At 68.8% G+C, this 24,957-nt stretch carries 25 protein-coding genes; 15 read left to right on the top strand and 10 right to left on the bottom strand.

The window, feature by feature from the left end:
- Positions 1-60: 60 nt before the first annotated feature.
- Both BM162_RS10620 and katG read right to left on the bottom strand, forming a co-directional pair.
- Positions 61-846 carry an inositol monophosphatase family protein gene (locus BM162_RS10620; RefSeq protein ID WP_093421477.1) on the bottom strand — a complete coding sequence of 262 codons (786 nt, stop codon included), beginning with the start codon at positions 844-846 and terminating at the stop codon, positions 61-63.
- A gap of 196 nt (positions 847-1,042) precedes the next feature.
- Positions 1,043-3,253 carry a catalase/peroxidase HPI gene (gene katG, locus BM162_RS10615; protein ID WP_093421475.1) on the bottom strand — a complete coding sequence of 737 codons (2,211 nt, stop codon included), beginning with the start codon at positions 3,251-3,253 and terminating at the stop codon, positions 1,043-1,045.
- A 243-nt stretch (positions 3,254-3,496) separates the two neighbouring features.
- Between katG and BM162_RS10610 the strand changes: the two genes are divergently transcribed.
- Entirely contained in the window at positions 3,497-4,426 is a 930-nt protein-coding gene (locus BM162_RS10610; protein WP_093421473.1) for a hydrogen peroxide-inducible genes activator, read from the top strand.
- Positions 4,427-4,433: 7 nt separating this feature from the next.
- Here BM162_RS10610 and BM162_RS10605 read toward each other — a convergent pair whose 3' ends face one another.
- Positions 4,434-4,613, bottom strand: coding sequence for a hypothetical protein (locus BM162_RS10605; RefSeq protein WP_093421650.1), 180 nt, complete (start codon positions 4,611-4,613; stop codon positions 4,434-4,436).
- 88 nt (positions 4,614-4,701) lie between these two features.
- Entirely contained in the window at positions 4,702-5,769 is a 1,068-nt protein-coding gene (locus BM162_RS10600) for a sterol desaturase family protein (protein ID WP_093421470.1), read from the bottom strand.
- A 256-nt stretch (positions 5,770-6,025) separates the two neighbouring features.
- On the opposite strand from BM162_RS10600, the gene BM162_RS10595 reads away from it, so the two are divergent.
- Complete coding sequence (locus BM162_RS10595) at positions 6,026-7,411, top strand: PDZ domain-containing protein (protein WP_177215129.1); 1,386 nt, start codon at positions 6,026-6,028, stop codon at positions 7,409-7,411.
- A 149-nt stretch (positions 7,412-7,560) separates the two neighbouring features.
- Here the strand turns inward: BM162_RS10595 and BM162_RS10590 are convergent, their stop codons facing one another.
- Complete coding sequence (locus BM162_RS10590; RefSeq protein WP_177215128.1) at positions 7,561-8,346, bottom strand: Crp/Fnr family transcriptional regulator; 786 nt, start codon at positions 8,344-8,346, stop codon at positions 7,561-7,563.
- Between the two features lie 361 nt (positions 8,347-8,707).
- Here BM162_RS10590 and sorT point away from each other — a divergent pair, with 361 nt between their 5' ends.
- A complete protein-coding gene (gene sorT / locus BM162_RS10585; RefSeq protein WP_093421462.1) occupies positions 8,708-9,901 on the top strand; it encodes a SorT family sulfite dehydrogenase catalytic subunit in 1,194 nt (397 codons plus the stop codon).
- Between the two features lie 8 nt (positions 9,902-9,909).
- The gene (locus tag BM162_RS10580; RefSeq protein WP_177215127.1) at positions 9,910-10,242 is read left to right on the top strand and encodes a c-type cytochrome; all 333 of its coding nucleotides are present in this window, start codon (positions 9,910-9,912) and stop codon (positions 10,240-10,242) included.
- Between the two features lie 61 nt (positions 10,243-10,303).
- On the opposite strand, the gene BM162_RS10575 is transcribed toward BM162_RS10580, so the two are convergent.
- Complete coding sequence (locus BM162_RS10575) at positions 10,304-10,822, bottom strand: hypothetical protein (RefSeq protein ID WP_093421457.1); 519 nt, start codon at positions 10,820-10,822, stop codon at positions 10,304-10,306.
- 126 nt (positions 10,823-10,948) lie between these two features.
- Positions 10,949-11,518 (bottom strand): trypsin-like serine peptidase, encoded by a 570-nt coding sequence (locus tag BM162_RS10570; protein ID WP_093421455.1) that lies wholly within the window; start codon positions 11,516-11,518, stop codon positions 10,949-10,951.
- 381 nt (positions 11,519-11,899) lie between these two features.
- Between BM162_RS10570 and yajC the strand changes: the two genes are divergently transcribed.
- The 10 genes from yajC (at position 11,900) to BM162_RS10520 (ending at position 18,800) form a co-directional block, all read left to right on the top strand.
- Positions 11,900-12,223, top strand: coding sequence for a preprotein translocase subunit YajC (yajC, locus tag BM162_RS10565; RefSeq protein WP_093421452.1), 324 nt, complete (start codon positions 11,900-11,902; stop codon positions 12,221-12,223).
- Between the two features lie 9 nt (positions 12,224-12,232).
- Complete coding sequence (secD, locus tag BM162_RS10560) at positions 12,233-13,894, top strand: protein translocase subunit SecD (RefSeq protein ID WP_093421450.1); 1,662 nt, start codon at positions 12,233-12,235, stop codon at positions 13,892-13,894.
- A 1-nt stretch (position 13,895) separates the two neighbouring features.
- Positions 13,896-14,864 carry a protein translocase subunit SecF gene (gene secF / locus BM162_RS10555; protein WP_093421447.1) on the top strand — a complete coding sequence of 323 codons (969 nt, stop codon included), beginning with the start codon at positions 13,896-13,898 and terminating at the stop codon, positions 14,862-14,864.
- 1 nt (position 14,865) lies between these two features.
- Positions 14,866-15,615, top strand: a complete 750-nt coding sequence (locus tag BM162_RS10550) for a sulfite exporter TauE/SafE family protein (protein ID WP_093421445.1) — start codon at positions 14,866-14,868, stop codon at positions 15,613-15,615.
- A gap of 9 nt (positions 15,616-15,624) precedes the next feature.
- Entirely contained in the window at positions 15,625-15,978 is a 354-nt protein-coding gene (locus tag BM162_RS10545) for an Mth938-like domain-containing protein (protein ID WP_093421442.1), read from the top strand.
- Positions 15,979-16,017: 39 nt separating this feature from the next.
- Complete coding sequence (ccmA, locus tag BM162_RS10540) at positions 16,018-16,632, top strand: heme ABC exporter ATP-binding protein CcmA (protein ID WP_093421440.1); 615 nt, start codon at positions 16,018-16,020, stop codon at positions 16,630-16,632.
- Positions 16,629-17,285, top strand: coding sequence for a heme exporter protein CcmB (gene ccmB, locus BM162_RS10535; protein WP_093421437.1), 657 nt, complete (start codon positions 16,629-16,631; stop codon positions 17,283-17,285). The genes ccmA and ccmB overlap by 4 nt, the downstream gene beginning before the upstream one ends.
- 108 nt (positions 17,286-17,393) lie before the next feature.
- Positions 17,394-18,122, top strand: a complete 729-nt coding sequence (locus tag BM162_RS10530) for a heme ABC transporter permease (RefSeq protein ID WP_093421434.1) — start codon at positions 17,394-17,396, stop codon at positions 18,120-18,122.
- Complete coding sequence (gene ccmD / locus BM162_RS10525) at positions 18,119-18,271, top strand: heme exporter protein CcmD (RefSeq protein ID WP_093421432.1); 153 nt, start codon at positions 18,119-18,121, stop codon at positions 18,269-18,271. The genes BM162_RS10530 and ccmD overlap by 4 nt, the downstream gene beginning before the upstream one ends.
- A gap of 13 nt (positions 18,272-18,284) precedes the next feature.
- Positions 18,285-18,800 carry a DsbE family thiol:disulfide interchange protein gene (locus BM162_RS10520; protein WP_093421429.1) on the top strand — a complete coding sequence of 172 codons (516 nt, stop codon included), beginning with the start codon at positions 18,285-18,287 and terminating at the stop codon, positions 18,798-18,800.
- A gap of 421 nt (positions 18,801-19,221) precedes the next feature.
- Here BM162_RS10520 and acnA read toward each other — a convergent pair whose 3' ends face one another.
- A complete protein-coding gene (acnA, locus tag BM162_RS10515) occupies positions 19,222-21,999 on the bottom strand; it encodes an aconitate hydratase AcnA (RefSeq protein WP_093421427.1) in 2,778 nt (925 codons plus the stop codon).
- Between the two features lie 218 nt (positions 22,000-22,217).
- On the opposite strand from acnA, the gene BM162_RS10510 reads away from it, so the two are divergent.
- Positions 22,218-22,916, top strand: coding sequence for a DUF1223 domain-containing protein (locus BM162_RS10510; protein ID WP_093421424.1), 699 nt, complete (start codon positions 22,218-22,220; stop codon positions 22,914-22,916).
- On the opposite strand, the gene BM162_RS10505 is transcribed toward BM162_RS10510, so the two are convergent.
- Together BM162_RS10505 and BM162_RS10500 are read right to left on the bottom strand one after the other, a co-directional pair.
- The gene (locus BM162_RS10505; protein WP_093421422.1) at positions 22,880-23,788 is read right to left on the bottom strand and encodes a lysophospholipid acyltransferase family protein; all 909 of its coding nucleotides are present in this window, start codon (positions 23,786-23,788) and stop codon (positions 22,880-22,882) included. The genes BM162_RS10510 and BM162_RS10505 overlap by 37 nt on opposite strands.
- 98 nt (positions 23,789-23,886) lie before the next feature.
- Positions 23,887-24,951, bottom strand: coding sequence for a flagellar motor switch protein FliG (locus tag BM162_RS10500; protein WP_093421419.1), 1,065 nt, complete (start codon positions 24,949-24,951; stop codon positions 23,887-23,889).
- Between the last annotated feature and the right edge of the window lie 6 nt (positions 24,952-24,957).

The raw sequence follows: 24,957 nt of genomic DNA, 5'->3' as shown, positions 1-24,957 counted from the left end.
TCGGGTGCTGTGGCGGGACGCCGCCGCGCCTCGGAACCGTTTGAAAGCAGGCTTGGCGCCTCAGCCCCGCACGGCCTTGGCGAAGGCGTCGAAAACGCCCTCGTTGGCGGCGATGATCTCGCCGCGCTCGAGCGGGTCGTCGCCCTCGCGGATGCCGTCGACGAGGCCGCCGGCCTCGCGCACGATCAGCATCCCCGCCGCGATGTCCCAGGCGCTCAGCCGGCGCTGCCAGTAGCCGTCGAAGCGGCCCGCCGCGACATAGGCCAGGTCCAGCGCCGCCGCGCCCCACTGCCGCACGCCGGAGGCGGCGGGCAAGACGCGGCCCAGCTCCTGCATCGCGGCGGGAAGCCCGCTGCGCCCGGCCTGCGGCAGCCCGGTGGCGAAGAGGCATTCGATCATGCGGTGGCGGCCCGAGACGCGCAGGCGCATCTCGTTCATCCAGGCGCCGCCGCCCTTTTCGGCCACGAACATCTCGTCCTTGGCAGGGTCGAAGACGACGGCCGAGACGACCTCGCCCTTGTGCTCGAGCGCGATGGACACGCACCAGTGTGGCTGGCCGTGCAGGAAGTTGTTGGTCCCGTCGAGCGGATCGACGATCCAGCGGCGCGTGGGGTCCTTGCCCTCGACCGGGTCGCTTTCCTCGCCGACCCAGCCGTAGTTCGGGCGGGCCTGGGTCAGTTCCTCGAAGACGATCTTCTCGGCCGCGGTGTCGGCGCGGCTGACGAAGTCGCCGGCGCCCTTGGTCGAGACCTGCAGGTTCTCGACCTCGCGGAAGTCCTTGACCAGGCTCCGCCCGGCCTTCCGCGCGGCCTTGATCATGATGTTGAGATTGGCGCTGCCCTGCATGTCGTCACCTTCCGGATGGTCAGGGCGCGCGTATAGGCCCCGAACGTGCCTTTGCCAAGCGGGCAGGGCGAAAAGACGCGAAGATGACCCCGCGCCCGGTGCGCCTGCCGCGCCGCGAAGAAAGAAGGGGCGCGCGGATCGAGCCGCGCGCCCCCATCGTGTTTTCCTTCGACACGCAGGGCCGAAGATGCGCCGATCAGGCCAGGTCGAAGCGGTCCGCGTTCATCACCTTGGTCCAGGCGGCGACGAAGTCCTTGACGAACTTCTCCTTCGCGTCGTCCGCGGCATAGACCTCGGCCAGCGCGCGCAGCTGCGAGTTCGAGCCGAAGACCAGGTCGACGCGGGTGCCGGTCCACTTGACCTCTTCGGTGGCGCGGTCGCGGCCCTCGAAGACCCGCGCGTCGTCCTCGCGCGCCTTCCACGCCACGCCCATGTCGAGCAGGTTGACGAAGAAGTCGTTGGACAGGACGCCCGGACGGTCGGTCAGCACGCCGTGTTTGGTGCCCTCGAAGTTGGCGTCGAGCGCCCGCATGCCGCCGATGAGCACCGTCATCTCGGGGCCGGTCAGCGTCAGAAGCTGCGCGCGGTCGATGAGCAGTTGCTCGGCCGGAATGGTGTAGTCCGGCTTGACGTAGTTGCGGAAGCCGTCGGCGACAGGCTCGAGCACGTCGAACGAGTCGGCGTCGGTTTGCTCGTCCGTGGCGTCGGTGCGGCCCGGCGCGAAGGGCACCTCGACCTCATGGCCGCCGTCCTTGGCCGCCTTCTCGACCGCGGCGACACCGCCCAGCACGATGATGTCGGCCAGCGAGATGCGCTTGTTGCCGGTCTGAGCGTCGTTGAAGGCCGAGCGGATGCCCTCCAGCATGTCGAGCACCTTCTTCAGCTGCTCGGGCTGGTTGACCTCCCAGTCCTTCTGCGGGGCCAGGCGAATGCGCGCGCCGTTGGCGCCGCCGCGCTTGTCCGAGCCGCGGAAGGTCGAGGCCGAGGACCATGCGGTGTAGACCAGTTCCTGCACCGACAGGCCGCTGTCGAGGATCTTGGCCTTCAGCTCGGTGACGTCCTTGTCGTCCACCAGGTCGTGGTCGACGGCCGGCACCGGGTCCTGCCAGATCAGGTCTTCCTGCGGCACTTCCTTGCCCAGGTAGCGGACCTTCGGGCCCATGTCGCGGTGGGTCAGCTTGAACCAGGCGCGGGCGAAGGCGTCGGCGAATTCCTCGGGGTTCTCGTGGAACCGGCGCGAGATCTTCTCGTAGCTCGGATCGACGCGAAGCGCGATGTCCGTGGTCGCCATCATCGGCGGGTTCTTCTTCTCGGGGTCGTGGGCGTCGGGCACGATGTGCTGGCCCGATTCCTCCTTCGGCTGCCACTGCCAGGCGCCGGCGGGGGATTTCACCAGGTTCCACTCGAACCCGAAGAGGGTGTCGAAGTAGGCCATGTCCCACTTGGTCGGCGTCGGCGTCCACGCGCCCTCGAGGCCCGAGGTGATGGTGTGACCGCCGCGGCCGCTTTCGTGGCGCGAGGTCCAGCCCAGGCCCTGTTCGGCGATGTCCGCGCCTTCGGGCTCGGCGCCCACGAGCGAGGCGTCGCCCGCACCGTGGCACTTGCCGAAGGTGTGGCCGCCGGCGATCAGCGCGACGGTTTCCTCGTCGTTCATCGCCATTCGGCCGAAGGTCTCGCGGATGTCGTGCGCGGCGGCTTCCGGGTCGGGCTTGCCGTCCGGGCCTTCGGGGTTGACGTAGATCAGGCCCATCTGCACTGCGGCCAGCGGGTTTTCGAGAGCGCGGCCTTCGCTGTAGCGGCTGTTCGGCTTTTCGCTGGTGGCCAGCCACTCCTGCTCGGTCCCCCAATAGATGCTTTCGTCCGGCTCCCACACGTCCTGGCGGCCGCCGCCGAAGCCGAAGGTCTTGAAGCCCATCGACTCGAGCGCGCAGTTGCCCGTCAGGATCATCAGGTCGGCCCAGGACAGCTGCTTGCCGTACTTCTTCTTGACCGGCCACAGCAGGCGGCGGGCCTTGTCGAGGTTGGCGTTGTCCGGCCACGAGTTCAGCGGCGCGAAGCGCTGCGAGCCCGAGGACGAGCCGCCGCGGCCGTCACCGCTGCGATAGGTGCCCGCGCTGTGCCAGGCCATGCGGATCATGAACGGTCCGTAATGACCCCAGTCGGCCGGCCACCACTCCTGGCTGTCGGTCAGCACCTTGTAGATGTCCTGCTTGACCGCATCGAGGTCGAGCTTCTTGAACTCTTCCGCGTAGTCGAAGTCGGGATCCATCGGATCGCCCAGCGTCGAGTTCTGGTGCAGGATCTTGAGGTCCAGCTGGTTCGGCCACCAGTCCTTGTTGCGCGGACCCCGGAAGGTGTGGTGCTTCACCGGGCATCCGCCGGTCTGTTCGATGTCGTTCCCGTCCATGTCTCTCTCCGAATTAAAGTCTGGTCGGTCGTCCGGTTCACGCGGGGCGTCGGGGGATGCGGATTACCTGTGATCATGGTCCGCCGATGTGAAGGGGGCGTGGCGCTCTGCCGTGCGCGGCGGTCCGCACGCTTCGTTCCCTCTCCGACGCCTCGTCGCTCCGTGCCGTTCCGAGGTTCTGCATACCCCTCCCGAACCATCAGTGGAAGTTGAATTATCTGATGCTTTGGATAAGGTGCGCTTATGGCTAACCTCACGCTGAAACAGCTCCGCTATTTCGAGGCGCTCGCCCGGTCGGGACATTTCGGCCGGGCCGCCGATGTCTGCGCCATCTCGCAGCCGGCGCTTTCCATGCAGATCAGGGAACTGGAGGAAACGCTCGGCGCGGCGCTGTTCGAACGCGGGGCGCGCAAGGTGCGGCTGACCGGCTTCGGAGAGGCGTTCGCGCCGCGCGTCCACGACATCCTGCGCTCGGTCGACGAGCTCGAGGACCTGGCCCGCGCCTCGCGCGGCCGGCTGGCGGGACGGCTGCGGATGGGCGTGATTCCCACCGTCGCGCCGTACCTGCTGCCGTCGCTGATCGTGAATCTGACGCGCGAGTTCGAGGGGCTCGACGTGCAGGTGCGCGAAACGGTGACCCCGCGGCTGATGCGCGAGCTGTCGGACGGTCGGCTCGACGCCGCCGTGGTGGCGCTGCCGGTTTCGGACCCCGCCTTCACCGAGGCCGCGCTGTTCAGCGAACGCTTCGTGCTGATCCGCCCCGCCGACGAGGCCGACGCGCCGGTGCCCAGCGGCGAGGCACTGCGCCGCATGCGGCTGCTGCTGCTGGAAGAGGGGCACTGTTTCCGCGAGCAGGCGCTGTCGTTCTGCAAGATCGGCACGGCCGAGGCGCATGGCGGGCTCGACGGTAGTTCGCTGGCCACGCTGGTGCAGATGGTGGGGGCGGGGCTGGGCCTGACGCTGATCCCCGAGATGGCCGTGCCGGTCGAGACGCGGTCGGCCCCCGTCTCGGTCGCGCGGCTGGAACGGCCCGAGCCCACGCGCACCATCGGCATGATCTGGCGCCGCACCAGCCCGCTGGCCGAGCAACTCACCCGGATCGCCGAGGTGGTGCGCCACTCGGGCGAAGAGATGCGCCGCGCCAACGGGATGGAGCCGGTCGAAGCGGCGTGAGCGCCGCTCAGCCCGGTAAGGGCACGGGCGCGGCCAGGTCCGCGCCCAGGAAATAAGGCCACAGCACGATCGCCAGCACCCCGCGCCAGAACGACAGGTCGAGGTAGCCGATCGTGAACAGCCACCCCGCGATCCAGAGCAGCCCGAGGCCCCCGTGCTGCTCGACCCTGATCCTCTTGTCCGCCATCCCGCACCTCGTGTCCCTTGCGATGCCGCCAGTGTGGCGGCCTGGGCAGAACCGGTCCTTGACCTCGGTCATGCCGGCGGCGCGCCGCCTATTCCTCGGCCGGAAGCGATTGCGGCGGCGCGTTCTCGCGCTCCTGCCGCCGGCGCCAGGCCCGCGTGGGCCGTGCACCGCGCCGCCGGCCGGTGGCCACCAGCCAGCCGTTGACGACCGGGCGCACCAGCCCGCCCGCGACGCCCGAGAAGTTCACCGATGGGTCGCCCGTGATGCCGAACTTCAGCTCTTCGTATCCCTTCGGGACGTAGAGCGAGCCGAACACCCAGTCCCACAGCGCGAAGATCTGGCCGAAGTTCTTGTCCCAGTGCTTGCGCGCGACAGAGTGGTGGATCTGGTGCTGCGCCGGGCTGATGAACACCCGCTCGAGCCAGGGCCCGTAGCTCAGCCAGACATGGCTGTGCCTGAGCCCCGCGCCGAACATGTGGAAGACGGCGAAGACGAGGTTCGCGCCGAACGCCGTCATCGCGTCCACCGGCCCCGCCCAGGCGAAGAAGACCAGCCCCTGAAGCGGCCCCATCAGCAGCGCCTTGAGCGCCCGCGCCGCAAGGTCGTAGAGCGGGTGGATACGAAAGATGGTCAGCGGGCTCATCACCTCGGCCGAGTGGTGGACCTTGTGGATCTCCCACAGCGCCGGGATCGTGTGATAGAGCCGGTGCACGACATAGGTCGCAAGGTCCGACACCAGCGCGAGCGCCAGCGTGAACAGCAGCAGCGACCACAGCCCCCACGAGAACGACGGGTCGTGCCCCGGAAGGATCCGGCCCAGCCCCTCGCTCGTGGCCGAGGCGATGACGCCGGTGCCGAGCGCCGTCAGCGACAGCGTCAGCGGCGAGAAGAGCTGGTTGATCACGATCAGCTGGATGTCCACCCAGGTCGAGCGGTGCAGGTAGACCGAGCGCGGGAACAGGAACCGCAGGAAGTTCATCGGCCCCGGAGCGCTGCGCTTCACGTAGTGCAGCCGCCACGCGATCCAGGCGAGCGCCAGCGTGGTGCCGACGAAGACGCCGATGACGACGGCGTATTTCAGCGTGACACCGCCGAACAGCGCCTCGGCGTTGCGCAGCGCGGTGTCGAGCACCTCTTGGGGGGAAAGGTCTTTCATCGAAATAAGCTCCGCGACCGGAAAAATCGTCCACTCGGGGGCGAACGAACGAGGGCGGAAATGGCTCCCGCTGTCGAGCCTGCTGGGTCGCGGCGGGTCAGGCAAGTGGCGCGTGGCCGGGGACCGAACTGCGGCCGGGTGAAGACGTTAAATCTTCGTGAAGGCTTGACCATTCTCAACGCGCGGCGGGTGAGTCGCGCCATACTTCGGCCGGGGCGGCCTGCGAGTCGCGGTTTGCAAGTTCGGGAGAGGGATGATGACAAACCTGGATCGGTTTCGCAGAAGCGGCGCCGCGCTCTTGGCCGGCGTGGCGCTCGTGGGGATGCAGGCGTCTGCGCCGCCCGCCGTGGCGCAGATGGCCGATGTGGCGCAGCCGGCGGAGGTGGTGGAGCGGGTCGCGCCCGCGGTTGTTGCCGTCACGGGGACCGGCGATATGCCGGGGCTCGACGGGATGCCGGACGAGCGGTTCATCGACGAGTTCTATCGCCGGTTCGGCGGCGAGCCGCGTATGCCGCGCATGGGGCGCGGGGCGGCCGTCGCCTCGGGTTTCGTGATCGACGGCGGATTGGTGGCGACCGTTTGGGACGGGTCGGGCGCGGAGCCCGAAATCGTGCTGGACGACGGCACCCGGCTGCCCGCGCAGGTCGTGGCGCGGGACGGCGGCGTGACGGTGTTGCGCGTCGAGGCCGACGGGGACCTTCCGTCGCTGGACTGGGCCGAAGACACGCCCGTGCTGGGCGCGGAGGTCCTGGCCGTGGGGCGGAGCGAGAGCTACGGCACCCTCGCCGCCGGGGGCCGCGTGGCGGCGCGGTTCGGCGAGGGGGACGCCGCGCGCCTTCTGATCGACGACGAGCTGCCCGGGGGCCTGGCGGGTGCGCCGCTCATCGACGCGCAGGGCCGGGTGCTGGGCATGGTCGGGGCCGACGGTGATGCCCCCGCGGGCGCGTCGCTCGCCATTCCGGCGGACATCATCGCCGCGCTGGCCGCGGACCCGGGGCAGGGCACGGCGGCGCGCGGCTATCTCGGCGTGCGCATCCAGGGCGTCGGCGGCGACGTGGCGGCGGCGCTGGGCCTGCCCGAGCCGCGCGGCGCGCTGGTCACCGAGGTGCAGCCGGGTTCTCCGGCCCAGGCGGCGGGGCTGACGCCGGGCGACGTGATCCTCGGCGTGGGGGACGCGCCGGTGGAGGGGCCGGAGGACCTGTCGCGACAGGTCTCGGACATGGCGCCGGGCGAGGCTGTGCGGCTCGACATCTGGCGCGGGGACGGCGCGGTGGAGGTCGAGGCCGTCATCGCGGCGCTGCCCGACGGCGAACCGGAGGCGCAGCGCGACGCGCCGCAGGACGCGGTGCCGGGGCTGGATCTGTCGCTGGCCGAGATCACCGACAAGACCCGCGACCGCTTCGCGCTGCCCCCGGATGCCGAGGGTGTCGTGGTGACCGACGTGCCCGCCACGCTGCCCGGCGAGGTGGACGTGCAGCCGGGCGACGTGATCGTCTCGGTCCAGCGCTTCGGGGTGGCCGATCTCGACGACGTGTCGGCGGCGGTGCGCGACGCCGCCCGCAGCGGCCGCCGCACCGTCCTGCTGCTGATCGAGCGGGACGGCGTGCGCACCTTCGTCGTCGCACCGCTCTCGGCTACCTGAGGCCAGCGCGTCGGGTCGTCGGTCCGCCCGAAGGGACGCGGGTCGAGGCCGGCTCGTGCAGTTTGAGCCTCTCAAGCAGGGCGCGAACCGGCCTGAGCCGTGCCCCGTGCCCCGGCCGATCGAAGGATGCGGGAGCCGAGCGGCCGTCGCTACAGGCGGACCCCGTGGGGCGCGGGGGCGCCGCCATGGCCGTTGCATTCGGAAAGCCCGTGACCCCGCGTCGCCGGATCGGCCCGGCCCTCCGCGAGCTGGCGGAGGCCCTGGCGATCCCGGATCACGAAGCGGCCCGGATCCAGGATCGTGATCAGGCCGTGGCGGTCCAGGTCGCGCAGGCTCCGGCAGACCGATTCCGGCGAGGTGGCGAGGTAGTTCGCCAGGTCCAGGCGCGGGATCTCGAGCGTCAGGTCGTCGCCGGGGCGCAGCGTCGTCACCCGGGGATGGCCCAGTTCCGCCAGAAGAAAGCCTGCAAGACGCTGGCGGACACTGCGATAGCCCAGAAGCGACACGAGTTCCCGCGCCCGGTGCAGGGCTCGGAGCGAGCGCTGCATGAACTGCCGCTCCAGGCAGGGCCGGCGGTTCAGAAGCTCTTCCACCGCCCGGCGGTCGAGCTGGCGAACCGTGGCGTCGGTGACCGCCTCGACAGCGTAATCCTCGTGCTCGGAAAAGGCGCCGCCGAAGACATCCGAGGGGGTGAGGAACGCGACGATCTGCCGGTGGCCGTCGTCCGTCGTCCGGATGAGCCGCAGGATACCGCTGACGACGCTGCCCACGTAGCCGAGGTCGCAGGCCACCGCCGCGACCGTCTCGCCGGCGCGATGGCGCTGAAGCCGGGTCATCCCGGGCCCGCGTTGCGCCAAGGCGTCGTGCAGTGACGGCGAACAGAGGTCTTCGGGATCGGCCACGGGTTGCTCGGACGAATACGTTTTGAGCGGCATCGAAATCTCCAGTGTCTCGAAATGGAAGAACGAAAAACGCGGAGGCGGCGACCGGCCCAAATGGCCGAAGCAGTCGGAGGTTATAAGGAAAATCGAGCGAATCGTGTCGCCGCGAGCATCAATCGCTAATAATATTTCCATTATTGAATATAGGGAAACACGCACCGTGTGTTAAGCCCCCTCGATGTCGCATCGGCGCTGGCCCGCCGGGCACATTCCTCCGCCACGACATGGTAGTTGCGGCGGAACCTCATTGATGCCCGTCAATGCGCCGCGCGGGCGCTGACGTACCGTAGATGTGATGTTCGCGCACCGCGGTCGGAGGAGCCGCCGGTGCCGCTTGTCGCAGGGAGGACGAAGCATGCTGGACGAACTGAAGGTGAAGCGGCGGCACTTCCTGGTGGGCGCCGCCGGGGCCGCCGGCGCGGCGGCGTTGGGCGACGCCGGCGTTCGGGCCGCCCGCGCGCAGGAGGCAAGCGGCCTGCCGGACTATGTCTCGTGGAAGGAGCCGGGCGCGTTCATCCAGCACTCGCCCCAGACGCTCGAGACGATGCGCGGCGAGATCGGCCTGTCGCCGCTCACGCCGAACGACCTCGTTTTCGTGCGCAACAACCTGCCCTCGCTGACCGAGGAGCAGGTGGGGGACCCCGAGGCGTGGGAGGTCAACGTCGAGGGCGTAGCGCAGCCGCGCCCCATCACGCTCGCCGAACTCAGGACGCTGGGTCCTGAAACGGTCGCCTGCGTGTTGCAGTGCTCGGGCAACGGACGCGGCTTCTTCGAGCACGAGACCAGCGGGTCGCAGTGGCTCACGGGCGCGGCCGCCAACGTGTCGTGGACCGGCGTGCCGGTCCGCACGGTGGTCGAGGCGATGGGCGGCGTCGACGGCGACAAGAGCTTCATGACCGGCACCGGCGGCGAACCGATTCCCGAGGGGCTCGACCCGCTTACCGTGATCGTCGAGCGCTCGGTCCCGCTTGAGGCGCAGGAGGTCGCGCTTTTGGCGTGGGAGATGAACGGAGAGCCGATCCCGCTGGCCCATGGCGGCCCCGTGCGGCTGGTGCTGCCGGGCTACTACGGCGTCAACAACGTCAAGCACCTCAAGCGGTTGTCCTTCGACGAGACGCAGTCGCAGGCGGACATCCAGCGAAGCGGCTACCGCGTGCGGCCGGTGGGCGAGAGCGGCGCGCCGGACCAGCCGTCGATGTACCAGATGAACGTGAAGTCCTGGGTCACCCACCCGCTGCGCGAGGCCGGAACCGGGCGCACGCAGATCTGGGGCGTCGCGCTCGGCGGCACCGAGGACCTGGACCGCGTGGAGGTCTCGACCGACGGAGGCGAAACATGGGAGGAGGCGCGTTTTGTCGGCCCGGACCTCGGGCGCTTCGCGTGGCGGCCCTTCGTTCTGGCCGCCGACCTCGCCCCCGGCACCCACCGCATCGCCAGCCGGGCCACGACGGCGAGCGGTGCGGCGCAGCCGAGGGACTTCGAGCCGAACCACCGCGGCTACGGCCACAACGGCTGGGACGCCCACGCCGTGGACGTGACCGTTCAGTGATGCCGCCGGTGAGGGGGAGCCGTCGCGGCGCCGCGGGCGTCGTCGCATCGGGCGTTCTTGCGCTCACGTGTGCGGCGGCGCCCGCGGCCGAGGATGACTGGGCGCGGACGTATTTCCTCGAGGGCGGGGCAATGCCAGCCTGCGGCATCTGCCATTCGCTGGACGCGGCAGAGGCGACCGGCACGGTGGGCCCGGACCTCGATCTGCTCGAACCGACCGAGCAGCAGGTCTACCTTGCCTTGCGGGACGGGGTAGGCGTCATGCCGGCGTTTTCCGAGGAATTGCCGGAGGATCGACTGCGCGCGCTGGCGGACTACGTGGCGCGCGCGGTGCAAGAGTGAGCGGGCCCGGCGGCCGTCGTGCCGCCGGGCCCCGAAATCACTAGGATCGCGCCGCGAGAGATCACTCGCCGTGGGTCTCGCCGGACTCCCCAAGCTTCATCTTCACAAGCTCCATCAGAGTGTATTCGCCGGGTTCCACCCCGACCGACTGCGCGAGCTGCGCCTTGACCGCGGCCGATGTCGGGGAAAGCGTTTCGCTGCTGTGAGCGTAACGCGCCACGTCGGCGAAGCTGCAGTCGTTGGCCTCGGCCAGGTGAAGCAGATAGACCAGTTCCGCCGTGGTGAAATCGTCCGGGTCGACCCCGGCCTGCCGCGCGAGCTGTTCCTTCGACGCGCTGCTCGGCTCCTGCGGGACTTCGCCGTAGCCCTTCACGCTTTCCAGCAGGCGGCGGCGCTCGGCGTCGCTGTCGGCCGACTCCAGGCGGCATTTCAGCTGCCCCAGTTCCATCATCGTGTAGTCGGCGGGATCGACGCCCAGCGAGCGCGCGAGCTGTTCTTTCCCGGCGTCCGATTGCGCGAAGGCGCCGGACTGCAGGGCGACGAGTCCGCAGAGGAGCGGGACGAGTAGTTTGGCTTTCATTCGGTGCCTCCCGTGTACAACCGTGCCGGTACGCCACCGGCACCAAAGCCACGTTAGGAGTGATCCCCGGGCGGGGCATTGACGGCCGTCAATCGGGCTGCGTCCGGCTGACACGTGGCAAACGGCTCAGCGAAAGGCGGCGGGGTCGAGGGCGACGGCGTAGCTGCCAATGCCGGCCGTGCCATCCGCGCGGGCGCTGAGGATTCCGGCGAGCCGCCATTCCTCTCCCGCGCGCACCAGCACCGGGGCGCCGGACTGGCCCGGCTCGGCCGGGCAGTCGAGCCCGAAAACCGGACCTTGCCTGCGTATCACTGTGCAGTCGGCGCGGGCGGGCAGGTGCGGTCGGCTGCGGGCATAGGAGACGACGGTGACGGCGGTGCCGGGGGCGGGCGCCGCCGCGACCGGGATCGGCGCGATGTCGACCGGGCCGGGCAGGCGGACGAGCGCCGCGTCGCGGGCGAGGGCGGGCGCGCCGGAGGGGGCGAGGACCTCGACGCCGCGGGCATGGGCGGCGTAATCGCCCTGCGACCATCCGGCGACGAAGTTGACGCGCGCCGGATCGAAATCCCGGCCCGAACGCGGGTCGCGCAGGCAATGGGCGGCGGTCAGCACGAGGTCGGGCCAGACCAGCGTACCGGTGCACATCCGCCGGGTGCGGTAGCCCGCGATGTTGATGCGGCCGATGGCCTCGGGCACCGGCTCCTGAGCCTGAGCCTGAGCCTGAGCCTGAGCCTGAGCCTGAGCCTGAGCCTGAGCCTGAGCCTGAGCCTGAGCCTGAGCCTGAGCCTGAGGAGGCGCGGCGGCCAGGAGAAGGGCGAGGAGGATGCGGATCACGGGCGGCCCCGACGCGTTGCGAACAAGGCGAGTGTGGCCCCGGATGCAGGGCGGCGCAAATCTTCGTCGAAGATTTGCGGGTCCGAATTTTCGGCGAAAATTCGCGGCCGGCGGTGCGCGGGGCGCGGGCGGCTTGCGACACCGTGACCGCGCCGTGGCTTGCTTGCCAACCCCCGACCCCACAAGTAGGGTGCGCGCCAACTCAAGAAGGGGCCTGCTGCCCCGCCAAAGAAGGACAATCGCATGTTTGCTACGCCTGCCTACGCGCAAGCGGCCGACGGGGTCGGGGGCGCGTTCGCCAGCTTCGTTCCTCTCATCCTGATCTTCGCCATTATGTACTTTCTGCTGATCCGCCCGCAGCAGAAAAAGGTGAAGGAACACCAGAAGATGGTCGAGGCGCTGCGCCGGGGCGACCAGGTGGTGACGGCCGGCGGGTTGATCGGAAAGGTCAGCAAGGTCAAGGAGGACGGCGAGCTCGAGGTCGAGCTGAGCGAGGGCGTGAAGGTCCGCGTCGTCAAGTCCACCATCAGCCAGGTTCTCAACAAGACCGAACCGGCCAAGTCGTAAAGGCCGCACATGCTGAACATCCCTCTCTGGAAGCGGGTCGTCATCTGGGGCGTCGTCGCGCTGGGGCTGCTTTATGCGATGCCCAACCTGTTCTATTCGCGGGTCGAGCTGAGCAACGACGCCGAGGCCGCGATCGAGGCTGCCGGCGCCACCCCCGAGCGCGAGGCCGCGGCCGGGGCCTGGCCGGACTGGCTGCCCTCGTCGCTGGTGAACCTGGGCCTCGACCTGCGGGGCGGGGCGCACCTTCTGGCCGAAGTGCAGGTCGAGGACGTCTACGACGACCGGCTCGACGCCTATTGGCCGGAAATCCGCGACGCCCTGCGCGACGAGCGTGACACCGTCGGCACGATCCGCCGGCAGGACGCGCCCGCGGGCGAGCTTCGCATCCGCGTATCGCGACCCGAGGGGATGGCCCGCGCGCTCGAGGTCGTGCGCGGGCTGGCAAGCCCCGTCACCAGCCTGTCGGGCGTCGGCGCGACCGACATCGTCGTGGCGGGCCAGGGGGACGAAATCATCGTCCAGCTCTCGGAAGCCGAGCAGCAGGCCACCGACGACCGCACCATTCGCCAGTCGCTCGAGATCATCCGCCGCCGCGTGGACGAGGCGGGCACCCGCGAGCCGACGATCCAGCGCCAGGGCGCTGACCGCATCCTGATCCAGGTGCCCGGCATCGGCTCGGCGCAGGAGCTCAAGGATCTGATCGGCACCACCGCGCAGCTGACTTTCCACCCGGTGCTCGGCCGCACCGGCGACGCGGATGCCGACGTGCCGCCGCGCGCTCAGCTGCTGCCGTCGATGACCGAGGAGGGGACGTACTACACTGTCGAGGAGTCGCCCGTCGTCACCGGCGAGGATCTGGTCGACGCGCAGCCGGCCTTCGACCAGAACGGCCAGCCGGCGGTGAACTTCCGCTTCAACCCTTCGGGCGCGCGCAAGTTCGGCGACTACACGGCCGAGAACATCGGCTCGCCCTTCGCCATCGTGCTGGACGAAGAGGTGATCTCGGCCCCCGTGATCCGCGATCACATTCCCGGCGGCTCGGGCATCATCACCGGCAACTTCTCGGTCGAGGAATCGACGCAGCTTGCCGTGCTTCTGCGCGCGGGTGCGCTGCCGGCCGAGATGACGTTCCTGGAAGAGCGGACCATCGGCCCCGAGCTGGGGCAGGACAGCATCGAGGCGGGCGAGATCGCGGCGATCGTCGCGTTCACGGCCGTGCTGGTCTTCATGGGCCTGAGCTACGGGCTGTTCGGCATCTTCGCCAACATCGCGCTGCTCATCAACGTGGGGCTCCTGTTCGGCCTTCTGTCGATGATCGGGGCGACGCTGACGCTGCCGGGCATCGCGGGCATCGTGCTGACCATCGGCATGGCGGTGGACGCGAACGTGCTGGTGTTCGAGCGTATCCGGGAAGAGATGAAGACGGCGCGCGGCCCCGCGCGGGCGATCGAGCTTGGGTACGACCGGGCGCTTTCGGCCATCGTGGACGCCAACATCACCACGTTCATCATCGCCACCATCCTGTTCATGCTGGGCTCCGGCCCGGTGCGCGGCTTCGCCGTCACGCTCGGCCTCGGGATCATCACGTCGGTGTTCACCGCGATCTTCGTGACGCGCCTGATCATCGTGACGTGGTTCGAGCGTCGCCGCCCCAAGACAATCGAGGTCTGACATGCGTCTGAGACTCGTTCCCGAGACCACCGACATCGACTTCTTCAAGTACCGGCGCTCGACCTTCGGGGTGTCGATGGTGCTGATGGTCCTGTCGCTGGTGGTGTGGGCCGTGATGGGCCTGAACTTCGGCATCGACTTCCGGGGCGGCACCACGATCCGCACCCAGTCGACCGAGGCGGTGGATGTCGGCGCCTATCGCGACGCCATCGCGCCGCTGGGCCTGGGCGACGTGACGATCACCGAGATCTTCGATCCCTCGTTCGACGAGGATCAGAACGTCGCGATGGTCCGCATCCAGGCCCAGGAGGGGCAGGAGAGCGTCACCGCCGAGACCATCGCCGAGGTCGAGACGGCGCTGCAGCAGGTCGACCCGTCGATCACCTTCCCGTCGGTGGAATCCGTCGGGCCCAAGGTGTCGGGCGAACTGATCCAGACGGCGTTCATCGCGGTGGCGGCCTCGCTCGCGGCGATCCTGTTCTACATCTGGCTGCGCTTCGAGTGGCAGTTCTCGGTCGGGGCGGTCGTGGCGCTGTTTCACGACGTGGTGCTGACGATCGGCCTGTTCTCGCTTCTCCAGATCCGGTTCGACCTGGCGACCATCGCAGCGATCCTGACGATCATCGGTTATTCGATCAACGACACCGTCGTGATCTTCGACCGGCTGCGCGAGAACCTGATCAAGTACAAGCAGCGTGCGCTTCAGGACGTGATGAACCTGTCGGTGAACGAGACGCTCAGCCGGACGGTCATGACCTCGGGCACCACCCTGATCGCGCTGATCGCCCTGCTGATTCTAGGCGGCGACGTGATCCGGGGCTTTGTCTTCGCGATCACCTGGGGCGTCGTGGTCGGCACGTATTCGTCGGTCTATGTGGCCAAGAACGTCGTGCTGTGGCTGGGCGTGAAGCGCGACTGGTCGAAGCCCGACGCGAACCAGGGCAACCAGTTCGCCAACATCGACGCCTGAATTGGGCCTGCCGGGCGAGCTTCTGGCCGCGCCCGGCCTGACATGGCTGGTGGCCGCGGCGATCCTTGCGGGGATCGTCCGCGGCTTTTCCGGTTTCGGGACCGGCATGGTGTTCCTGCCGGTCGCCACGCAGGTGCTGAGCCCGGTTCAGGCGATCACGGCGCTGGTGATCATGGACCTCGTGGGCCCCTTGCCGAACGTGCCGCGCGCCCTGCGCGACGGCCACCCGGCCGATGTGGCGCGGCTGGGGGCGGGGATGCTGGTGGCGCTGCCGATGGGCGTCTGGGTTCTGTACGTCGCCCCGCCCGAGCTGTTCCGCTATGCCGTGTCGCTGCTGGCGCTGGGACTACTGGCGGCGCTGGTGGCGGGGCTGCGGTATCGCGGTCCGATGTCGCCGCCGCTGATCTTCGGCACCGGCGGGCTGGGCGGCTTCCTGGGCGGCGCGGCGGGCCTGCCGGGGCCGCCGGTCATCCTGCTTTACATGGCCAGCCCCCTGCCGCCGGCGGCGATCCGGGCGAACACGCTTCTCTACCTCGTGCTCACGGACGCGCTGTTGCTGGCGCTCCTGGGCGCGACGGGCGGGCTGGCGTGGTCGGCGCTGGGGCTGGGACTTCTGCTGATCCTGCCCTACACTCTGGCCAACATCGCGGGTGCGGCACTGTTTCGGCCCGAGCGGGCCACGGCGTACCGCGCCGTCGCCTACACGATCATCGCGGCGTCGGCCCTGTCGGGCCTGCCGCTTCTCGACTGAGGTACTCCCATGCGCATGAACGAGGTCACCTTTACCGACGCGCAGCCCATCGACGGCTACGGCCCCGGCTTCTTCCGCGTCGGCGGGCAGGTCGTCGAGGGGGCGGTCGCGGTCCTGCCCGAGGGGGTGAAGGACTGGGGCGGCTACGACGACCACGCCACGCTGATGGCGGCCGTGGATAGCATCGACGTGCTGTTCATCGGCACCGGGGCCGAGGTCGCCCACGTCCCCCGCACCCTGCGCGAGACGCTCGAGGAGGCGGGGCTGGGGGTCGAGAGCATGGCCTCGCCCGCCGCCTGCCGCACCTATAACGTGCTGCTGAGCGAAGGCCGCCGCGTCGGCGTGGCGCTGCTGCCCGTCTGACACTTCCCGCCGCGCGATCAATGGTCTAAGCGGACATCCATGGAACTGAGGGTGAGGGATCTGGCCTGCGCGCGGGGCGGGGTGCCGGTGCTGGAGGGCGTGAGCTTCACGCTGTCCTCCGGCGAGGCGCTGGTGCTGCGGGGGCCCAACGGATCGGGCAAGACGACGCTTCTGCGCACGCTGGCGGGGCTTCAGCCGCCGCTGGCGGGCGAGGTGTCGATGCCGGCCGAGGCGCTGGCCTATGGCGCGCACGCCGACGGGCTGAAGGCGACGCTGACGGTGGAAGAGAACCTGTCGTTCTGGGCCGGCGTCTATGGCACGCGCGACATCGCCACGGCGCTTGCGGCCTTCGACCTGGAGGACCTGCGCGAGCGGGCGGCGCAGAACCTGTCGGCCGGGCAGAAGCGGCGGCTGGGGCTGGCGCGCCTGCTGGTCACCGGTCGGCCCGTCTGGGCGCTGGACGAGCCGACCGTGTCGCTCGACACCGCGTCGGTCGCGCTGTTCGCCGACGCGGTCCGGGCGCATCTGAAAAAAGGCGGCGCTGCAATCATCGCGACGCATATCGATCTAGGGCTCGATGCACGCGTGCTCGATATCGGCGGATTTCGCGCAAAACAGCGCGAAGCCGGCGCGTTCGACGAGGCATTCCTGTGATCCGGCTGGTGCTGCGCGACGTGCGGCTTGCCGTGCGGGCGGGGGGCGGCTTCGGCCTGGGCCTCGCCTTCTTCCTGATCGTCACGGTGCTGGTCCCGTTCGGCGTGGGCCCCGAGGGTGCTGTGCTGACCCGCATCGCGCCGGGCATCCTGTGGGTGGGCGCGCTGCTGGCGTGTCTTCTGTCGCTCGACCGGATGTTCGCGCTGGACTGGGAGGACGGGTCGCTCGACCTGCTGGCCACCGCGCCGGTGCCGCTTGAAGGGGTGGTCGCGGCCAAGGCGCTGGCGCATTGGCTGACCACCGGGCTGCCGCTGGTGGTCGCGGCGCCGCTCTTCGGGCTTCTGCTGAACCTGTCAGGGCCGGGCTACGTGTGGCTGGTCGTGTCGCTGGCGCTCGGCACCCCGGCGCTCAGCGTGATCGGCGCGTTCGGCGCGGCGCTGACGGTGGGGCTCAAGCGCGGCGGGCTTCTGCTGTCTCTGCTGGTGTTGCCGCTCTATGTCCCGACGCTTATCTTCGGGGCCGAGGCCGTGCGCCGCGGCGCCGAGGGGCTGAGCGTCGAGACGCCGCTCCTGATGCTGGCCGGGATCACCGCCGGCACGCTGGCGGTGCTGCCCTTCGCGGCCGCCGCGGCACTGCGCGTGAACCTTCGCTAGCGATCTTTCGACGAAAGATCGCACGTCCGGCTTTTCGACGTAAAACCGGGGTCGCTGCGGCGAAAGTGTCGCCTTGTTGCGGGGCGCGGGCGCGGATAAATCGGGACCATGTCGATCTGGAGATACGCCAACCCGGCCAAGTTCATGGCCACAACCGAGCGGCTGGTGCCGGCCCTTTCGTGGCTGGCCGCCGTGGCGTTGGCCGTGGGGCTGGTCTGGGGGTTCTTCTTCACGCCCGACGATTACCGTCAGGGCTCGACGGTCAAGATCATTTACCTCCACGTGCCCGCGGCGCTGATCGCGATCAACGCGTGGTTCATGATGCTCGCCGCCTCGCTGATCTGGCTGATCCGGCGGCATCACGTCAGCGCCCTGGCGGCCAAGGCGGCCGCTCCGGTGGGCGTGACGATGACGCTGATCGCGCTGGTCACGGGGGCGGTCTGGGGCCAGCCGATGTGGGGCACCTGGTGGGCCTGGGACCCGCGGCTGACGTCATTCCTGATCCTGTTCCTGTTCTACCTGGGCTACATGGCGCTGTGGTCCGCGATCGAGGATCCGGACACCGCCGCCGATCTGACCAGCGTGCTGTGCCTCGTGGGCTCGGTCTTCGCGGTGCTCAGCCGCTACGCGGTGAACTTCTGGAACCAGGGCCTGCACCAGGGCGCATCGCTGTCGCTGGACGCCGAGGAGAACGTGGCCGACGTCTTCTATCTCCCGCTGCTGGTCGCCATCGGCGGGTTCGTTCTTCTGTTCATCGCGCTGGTGCTTCAGCGCACCCGCACGGAAATCCGGGCGCGGCGGCTGCACGCCCTGCGCCTGCGTGAAAGGATGGCGTGATGCCCGACCTTGGGAAGTACGCGGCCGAGGTGCTGACGGCCTATGGCGTGTCTCTGGCGCTGCTGGGTGGCATCGTGTGGCTGTCGATCGCGCGGGGCCGGAAGGTCAAGCGCCAGCTCGAGGCGGCGGAGGCGCGGCGCCGTGGCTAAGATCTCTCCGCTCATGATCCTGCCGCCGGTGCTGTTCGCCGGGCTCGCCGCGACCTTCTGGATCGGCATGCAGCGCGACGACCCCGACGCGCTGCCCTCGGCCATCGCCGGCAAGCCTGCGCCGTCGCTGGAGCTGACGCCGCTGGGCGATCTGCCGGCCTTCGGCGACGAGGCACTGGACGCGCCGGGCGTGAAGTTGGTGAACTTCTGGGCCAGCTGGTGCGCGCCCTGCCGGGTCGAGCACCCGAACCTCGAGGTGCTGGCCGAGGAGGGGGTGCCGATCTACGGCATTAACTACAAAGACAACCCCGACAACGCGCTGTCTTTCCTGGACGAACTGGGCAACCCGTATGTCGCAGTCGCGGCGGACGTGAACGGGCGCACGGCGCTCGACTGGGGGCTCTACGGCGTGCCCGAGACCTATGTCATCGACGGCGACGGGCAGATCGTCCTTCGCTTCGCCGGGCCCATCACCCAAAGGGTGATGGACAGCCAGATCCGGCCGGCGCTGAAAGAGGCGGCGGACTAGGCGCCGGCGGCGAACGCCAGCAGCAGCAGAAGGGCGGTTTCAAAGAAGGGCACGCTGGGCGAGTAGCTTCGCGCGGTGCGCAGGATGTCGTTCAAATACATGCAGTCCCCCAGTGACTGGGTCCAAATAAAACGCGGTCGCGGACGACCGACGAGGAAACAATGCGATGTGGGCCGGATCGGTCCGTTTTTCCGCCACAATCTGGCGGGACGCGGCACGTTCGTTTCCATAGAACGCCGCAATTTTGTCTAAATGTGTGTTCGAATCTAACGGTCTCGGGGCCGCCAGGCGGCCAATGACCCCAAGTAACAGGCGGATTCGGGCGAGAATGTGGCAACGTTTTCCGCTGCGCTGAAATCCGCCGGAACGAAAAAGCCCCGGCGCGATGGCCGGGGCTTTCCAATTCGGTATGCCGTGGCGGTCAGGCCGCCTTGGCGAGGTTGCGCAGCACGTAGTGCAGCACGCCGCCGTTCTCGATGTACTCGATCTCGACCGCGGTATCGATCCGGCTCTTGAGCTGGATTTCCTTCGTGGTGCCGTCGGCATAGGTGATGGTGCAGGGCACCATCGCGCCCGGCTTGGTGTCGCCGGCCAGCCCGGTGATCGAGAACGTCTCTTCCCCGGTCAGGTTCAGCGACGTGCGGTTATCCTCGCCCGTGAACTCGAGCGGGATGACACCCATGCCGACCAGGTTCGAGCGGTGGATACGCTCGTAGCTTTCGGCGATGACCGCCTTCACGCCCAGCAGCGCCGTGCCCTTGGCCGCCCAGTCGCGCGAGGAGCCAGCGCCGTACTGTTCGCCCGCGACGATGACGAGCGGGGTGCCCTGCTTCTGGTACTCCATCGCGGCGTCGTAGATCGGCATCTGCTCGCCGTTCGGGCCCTTGGTGAAGCCGCCCTCGACGCCGTCCAGCATCTCGTTGCGGATGCGGATGTTGGCGAAGGTGCCGCGCATCATCACCTCGTGGTTGCCGCGGCGGCTGCCGTACGAGTTGAACTCGCGCGGGGCGACCTGGCGCTCGACCAGGTACTTGCCTGCCGGAGTGGTGTCCTTGAACGACCCGGCGGGCGAGATGTGGTCGGTCGTGACCATGTCGCCCAGCAGGGCCAGCATGCGCGCGCCCTGGATGTCCGAGATGGTGCCCGGCTCTTTCGACATGTTCTGGAAGTAGGGCGGGTTCTGCACGTAGGTCGAGCTCGCCGGCCAGTCGTAGGTTTCGCTGTCCGTCGTCTCGACCGAGCGCCACTTCTCGTCGCCCTTGAACACGTCGGCGTACTTGGACTGGAACGCCTCGCGCGTGACGGTCTTCTCGACCAGCTCGGCGATCTCGGCCTGGCTCGGCCACAGGTCCTTGAGGTAGACGTCGTTGCCGTCCTTGTCCTTGCCCAGCGGATCGTTGGCGATGTCCACGTTCATGTCGCCCACCAGCGCATACGCCACCACCAGCGGCGGCGAGGCAAGGTAGTTGGCGCGGCAGTCGGGCGAGATGCGGCCCTCGAAGTTCCGGTTGCCCGACAGCACCGACACCGCGATCAGGTCGTTGTCGTTGATCGTCTGGCTGATCTCGGGGTCGAGCGGGCCGGAGTTGCCGATGCAGGTCGTGCAGCCGTAGCCCACGAGGTTGAAGCCGATGGCGTCGAGGTCGTCCTGAAGCCCCGCGGCTTCCAGGTAGGCCGACACCACCTGCGAGCCCGGCGCGAGCGAGGTCTTCACCCAAGGCTTCCGGTCGAGGCCCAGCTCGCGCGCCTTGCGCGCCACGAGGCCCGCGCCGATCATCACGTAGGGGTTCGAGGTGTTGGTGCAGGACGTGATCGACGCGATCACGATCGAGCCGTCGTGAAGCTGGTAGTGGCCGTCGTCGGTCTTCACGAAGCCGCGCTTGTGGTGGCCTTCGTCGCCCGGAATGTCGATCGGCTCGGGGTGGCCGCCTTCGCCTTCCCAGCGGATCTCGGCGTTCTCGGACACCTGCTCGCCGTTGCGCTGACCCTTGAGGTAGTCACGGAACGTCTCGGCCGCCTTGGTCAGCGCGATGTGGTCCTGCGGGCGCTTCGGGCCCGAGATGGCGGGAACGACGGTGCCCATGTCGAGCTCGAGCGTGTCGGTATAGACCGGCTCGTAGCCCGGGTTGCGCCACATGCCGTTGGCCTTGGCATAGGCTTCCACCAGCGCGATCGTCTCTTCCGAGCGGCCGGTCTGGGTGAGGTAGCGAATCGTCTCGTCGTCGATCGGGAAGAAGCCGCAGGTCGCACCGTATTCGGGAGCCATGTTGCCGATGGTCGCCCGGTCGGCGAGCGGCACGTTGTCCAGCCCGTCGCCGTAGAATTCGACGAACTTGCCGACGACGCCCTTCTCGCGCAGCATCTGCACGACGCGCAGCACGAGGTCGGTGGCGGTGGTGCCCTCGACCATGGCGCCGGTCAGCTTGAAGCCCACGACCTCGGGGATCAGCATCGAGATCGGCTGGCCCAGCATCGCGGCCTCGGCCTCGATCCCGCCGACGCCCCAGCCCAGCACGGAGGCGCCGTTGACCATCGTGGTGTGCGAGTCCGTGCCCACCAGCGTGTCGGGATAGGCGACCTCCTCGCCGTTCTGGTCGGTGTCGTTCCAGACCGTCTTGGCCAGGTACTCCAGGTTCACCTGGTGGCAGATGCCGGTGCCCGGCGGCACGACGCGGAAGTTGTTGAACGCGCCCTGGCCCCACTTGAGGAACTGGTAACGCTCGAAGTTGCGCTCGTACTCGCGGTCGACGTTCATCTGGAACGCGCGCGGGTTGCCGAACTCGTCGATCATGACCGAGTGGTCGATGACCAGGTCGACGGGGTTGAGCGGGTTGATCTTCTGCGGATCGCCGCCGAGCGCCTTGATGCCGTCACGCATCGCGGCCAGGTCGACGACGGCCGGCACGCCGGTGAAGTCCTGCATCAGCACGCGAGCGGGGCGATAGGCGATCTCGCGCTTGGACTTGCCGCCGTTGGCGCCCCAGTCGGCGAACGCCTTGATGTCGTCGGTCGTGACGGTCTTGCCGTCCTCGAACCGCAGCATGTTCTCGAGCACGACCTTCAGCGCGGCGGGCAGGCGACCGAAGTCACCCAGGCCGGCCTCGGTGGCGGCGTCGATGGAATAGTAGGCATAGCTCTTGCCGCCGACCTGCAGCGACTTTCGGGTCTTGGAACTGTCGTGTCCGACCTGGATGGGCATCTGGCCTCTCCCTGGCTTTGCGTGAAACTTGCGCCTCAAGTGCCGCAGGGAAAGGCGCGGCGCAAGAGGATCGCGCGCTGTATACCATTGTGCACAAGCATTGGCGAGTGGCATTCTCGCCGCACGATGACGGACGCACGCGGTTTCTCTCAAAACCTTGATTGGTCTTGGCGGTTCCGCTTGCGTAGGCAAGAGTGCACCATCTGCGAGGGGACAATATGCGCGCGCTTCCAACGGCGGTACTGGCGGTCTGGCTTGGGGTCACAGGGGCCGTCGAAGCGGGCGATCAGCCGGTGGTGATCGAGCTTTTCACCTCTCAGGGGTGTTCCTCGTGCCCGCCTGCGGACGCGCTGCTGACGCAACTCGCGGACCGCGACGACGTTCTGCCGCTGGCCCTGCACGTGGATTACTGGGACTATATCGGCTGGAAGGACAAGTTCGCCTCGCCCGCTTACTCGGCCCGGCAGAAGGCGTATGCGCACGCCAACGGCGAACGCTCGGTTTATACGCCGCAGATGATTGTCGGCGGAAAGGACCACGTCCTGGGCTACCGCCCGATGGAGCTGGCCGAGCTGATCCAGGCGCACCGCGACGTGCCGGACCCGGTTGCGCTGGACGTGGCGCGCGAAGGGCGCGAACTGCATATCGAGGCACGTCCCGAAGGCGAGAGCCTTGGTCCCCTGGTCGTTCAGCTCGTCACCTACGCCCCCGAGAAGACGGTGGATATCGAGCGGGGCGAGAACGCGGGCAAGCGCCTGACCTATTCCAACGTGGTCACGAGCTGGAGCGTGCTGGGCGAGTGGAACGGCTCAAAGCCCCTGACGCTGACGACCGAGCTGCCCGAGGACGCGCCCGCGGCGGTTCTGTTTCAGCGCAAGGGTCACGGACCCGTGGTGGCCGCCGCCCGGGTCGACTGACTTTCCGGCTTCCAGCGCCGGTGGATCCAGAACCACTGGTCCATGTGGCTGCGCACCTGCCGTTCCAGCAAATCGTTGAGCTCCTGCGTCATGGTCACCGGGTCGCTGTGGGCCACCGGCGCGTCGGTGATCAGGTCGAAGTTCAGCCCGTCGGGCCGGCGGATGCCGTAGATCGGGATCAGCAGCGCGTCGTGGTTCAGCGCCCACTGGCAGACCGAGGTCGCCGTGGGCGCCGGCTTGCCGAAGAAGGTCACCGGCGCGCCCTTGGACGAGTAGATATCCGTCAGGATGCCCACCATGCCGCCATTGGCCAGGTGCCGCACGAAGCGCGGCACGCCGTAGCGGTCTGCGGGAAAGACGGGGCCGTTTTCCTCCAGCGTCTTGACGTACTTGGTGTTGAACGGCTCGATCCGCATCGGCCGGTAAAGCCCTGCCAGCGTGTAGCCCTGCGCCGAGAGCGCGGCGCGCAGCGCGTCGAAATTGCCGATATGGGCGGTGACCAGGATGACCGGCCGGCCCTCGGCCCGCGCCTGCTTCATCGGCTCGACCCCCTGTCCCGACAGCGGCGTGTCGGCAAGGCGGCGGCGGAACTCGGCGCCAGAGTAGATCTCGATCATTGTGCGGCCCCAGTTGTCGGGGACCGCGCGGGTCAGGCGCCCCACCTCGGCCTCGGGCAGGTCGGGCATGACGTGGGCAAGGTTGTCCCGAATGCGCCGGTCCCATTTGAGAAGTGGCGCCACGACCCGCGCCATCAGCCAGCCCATCATCGGCACGCGCACGCGGTAGGGGATGCGCAGCACGCCCCACAGGAGCGCCGCGATCACGTGAGAGGTGATCCTGTCCCTGGTGACGTTGCGGTTCTTCTTGCCCATCGATCCCCCGGTGCGGTCCGGCGCGACGTCGCGTCGTGCGCCGCGCCCGTCTTAGTGTTGCGCCGGAACGACCACAAGCGCAGGGCTGGGCGGGGTGGTCAGTCGTCGTCGCCCACCAGCGTGATCTCGCGCGAGTCCAGAAGCTGGCGGATGGTGTCGAGCACCTGCCGGCGCGCGTTCTCGGCCTGCTTGGCCTTCACGCCGGCGAGCTCTCCGGCCTCGTCGCGGATCGCCCCGGCCATGCGCTTGGACATGTTGTCCATCAGGAACTCGACCGTGTCCTGCGTCTTCGGATCGGTGGCGGCGACGATGGTGACCAGAGCGGACTGATCGACGCTGCGAAGGATCACCGGCACGTCCAACGGCTCGACCCGCCTGGGAATATCCTCGAACGTGAAGATGGCGCGCCGCACCTCGGCGGCGAACGCCTCGTCCTCTTCCTCCAGCCCCTTGAGCACGCCTTCTCGGGTGTCGGCCTCGGACACGTTGAGGATCGCGCCCACGCGGTCCACTGCGCCGCTGACGAAGGCGCGTGGCGGCTCGGCCTTGAGCGCGGCGGCCAGCGACAGCCCGATGCGGCGCACGGTGTCGGGCGCGATCTCGGCCGTTTCGGACACGGCATAGGTGATGCGCCGCGCCCGGTCGCCGGGCAGGCGGCCCAGCAGTTCGGCCGCCTTCGACACCTTCAGCTTCGACAGGATCACCGCCGCCACCTCGGCGCTTTCCTCGCGCAGGAAGGGCAAAAGGCGTTCGACCTCGATCTCGGCGATGGTGTCCCAGGGGTCGTGGGTCCAGACCAGCCCCGACTGGCTGCGCAGGCGCGCGGCGATGTCCGGGCTGATCGCCCCCTCGAGGATCGACAACACCCCGTCGAGCCCGCCGGGAAACGACAGGCCCACCGCCTCGAGCTCGGCGGCGAATTCCTCGACCACCTCCTGCAACGTGGCGCGGTCGATATAGCGCATCTGGCTCATCTGTGCGGCCAGTTCGGTCTGAAGCGACTCGGGCAGTTCCGACAGCGGCAGTTGTGCCCCCTCGGCAAGAAGCAGGCGCACGACCACCGCGGCCTTCTGCCGGCGGGTCAGGTGCGCCTTCGCCGCGGGCGAGTCCGCCCCGGCCGTCCAGTTTCCGTCCGTCGCTGTGGAAAGTTCGGTGCCGCTCAATCCCGT

Source organism: Tranquillimonas alkanivorans, assembly GCF_900115595.1.
In the GTDB taxonomy this organism is placed as follows: domain Bacteria; phylum Pseudomonadota; class Alphaproteobacteria; order Rhodobacterales; family Rhodobacteraceae; genus Tranquillimonas; species Tranquillimonas alkanivorans.
This window is presented reverse-complemented; position numbering and strand designations above follow the sequence as displayed.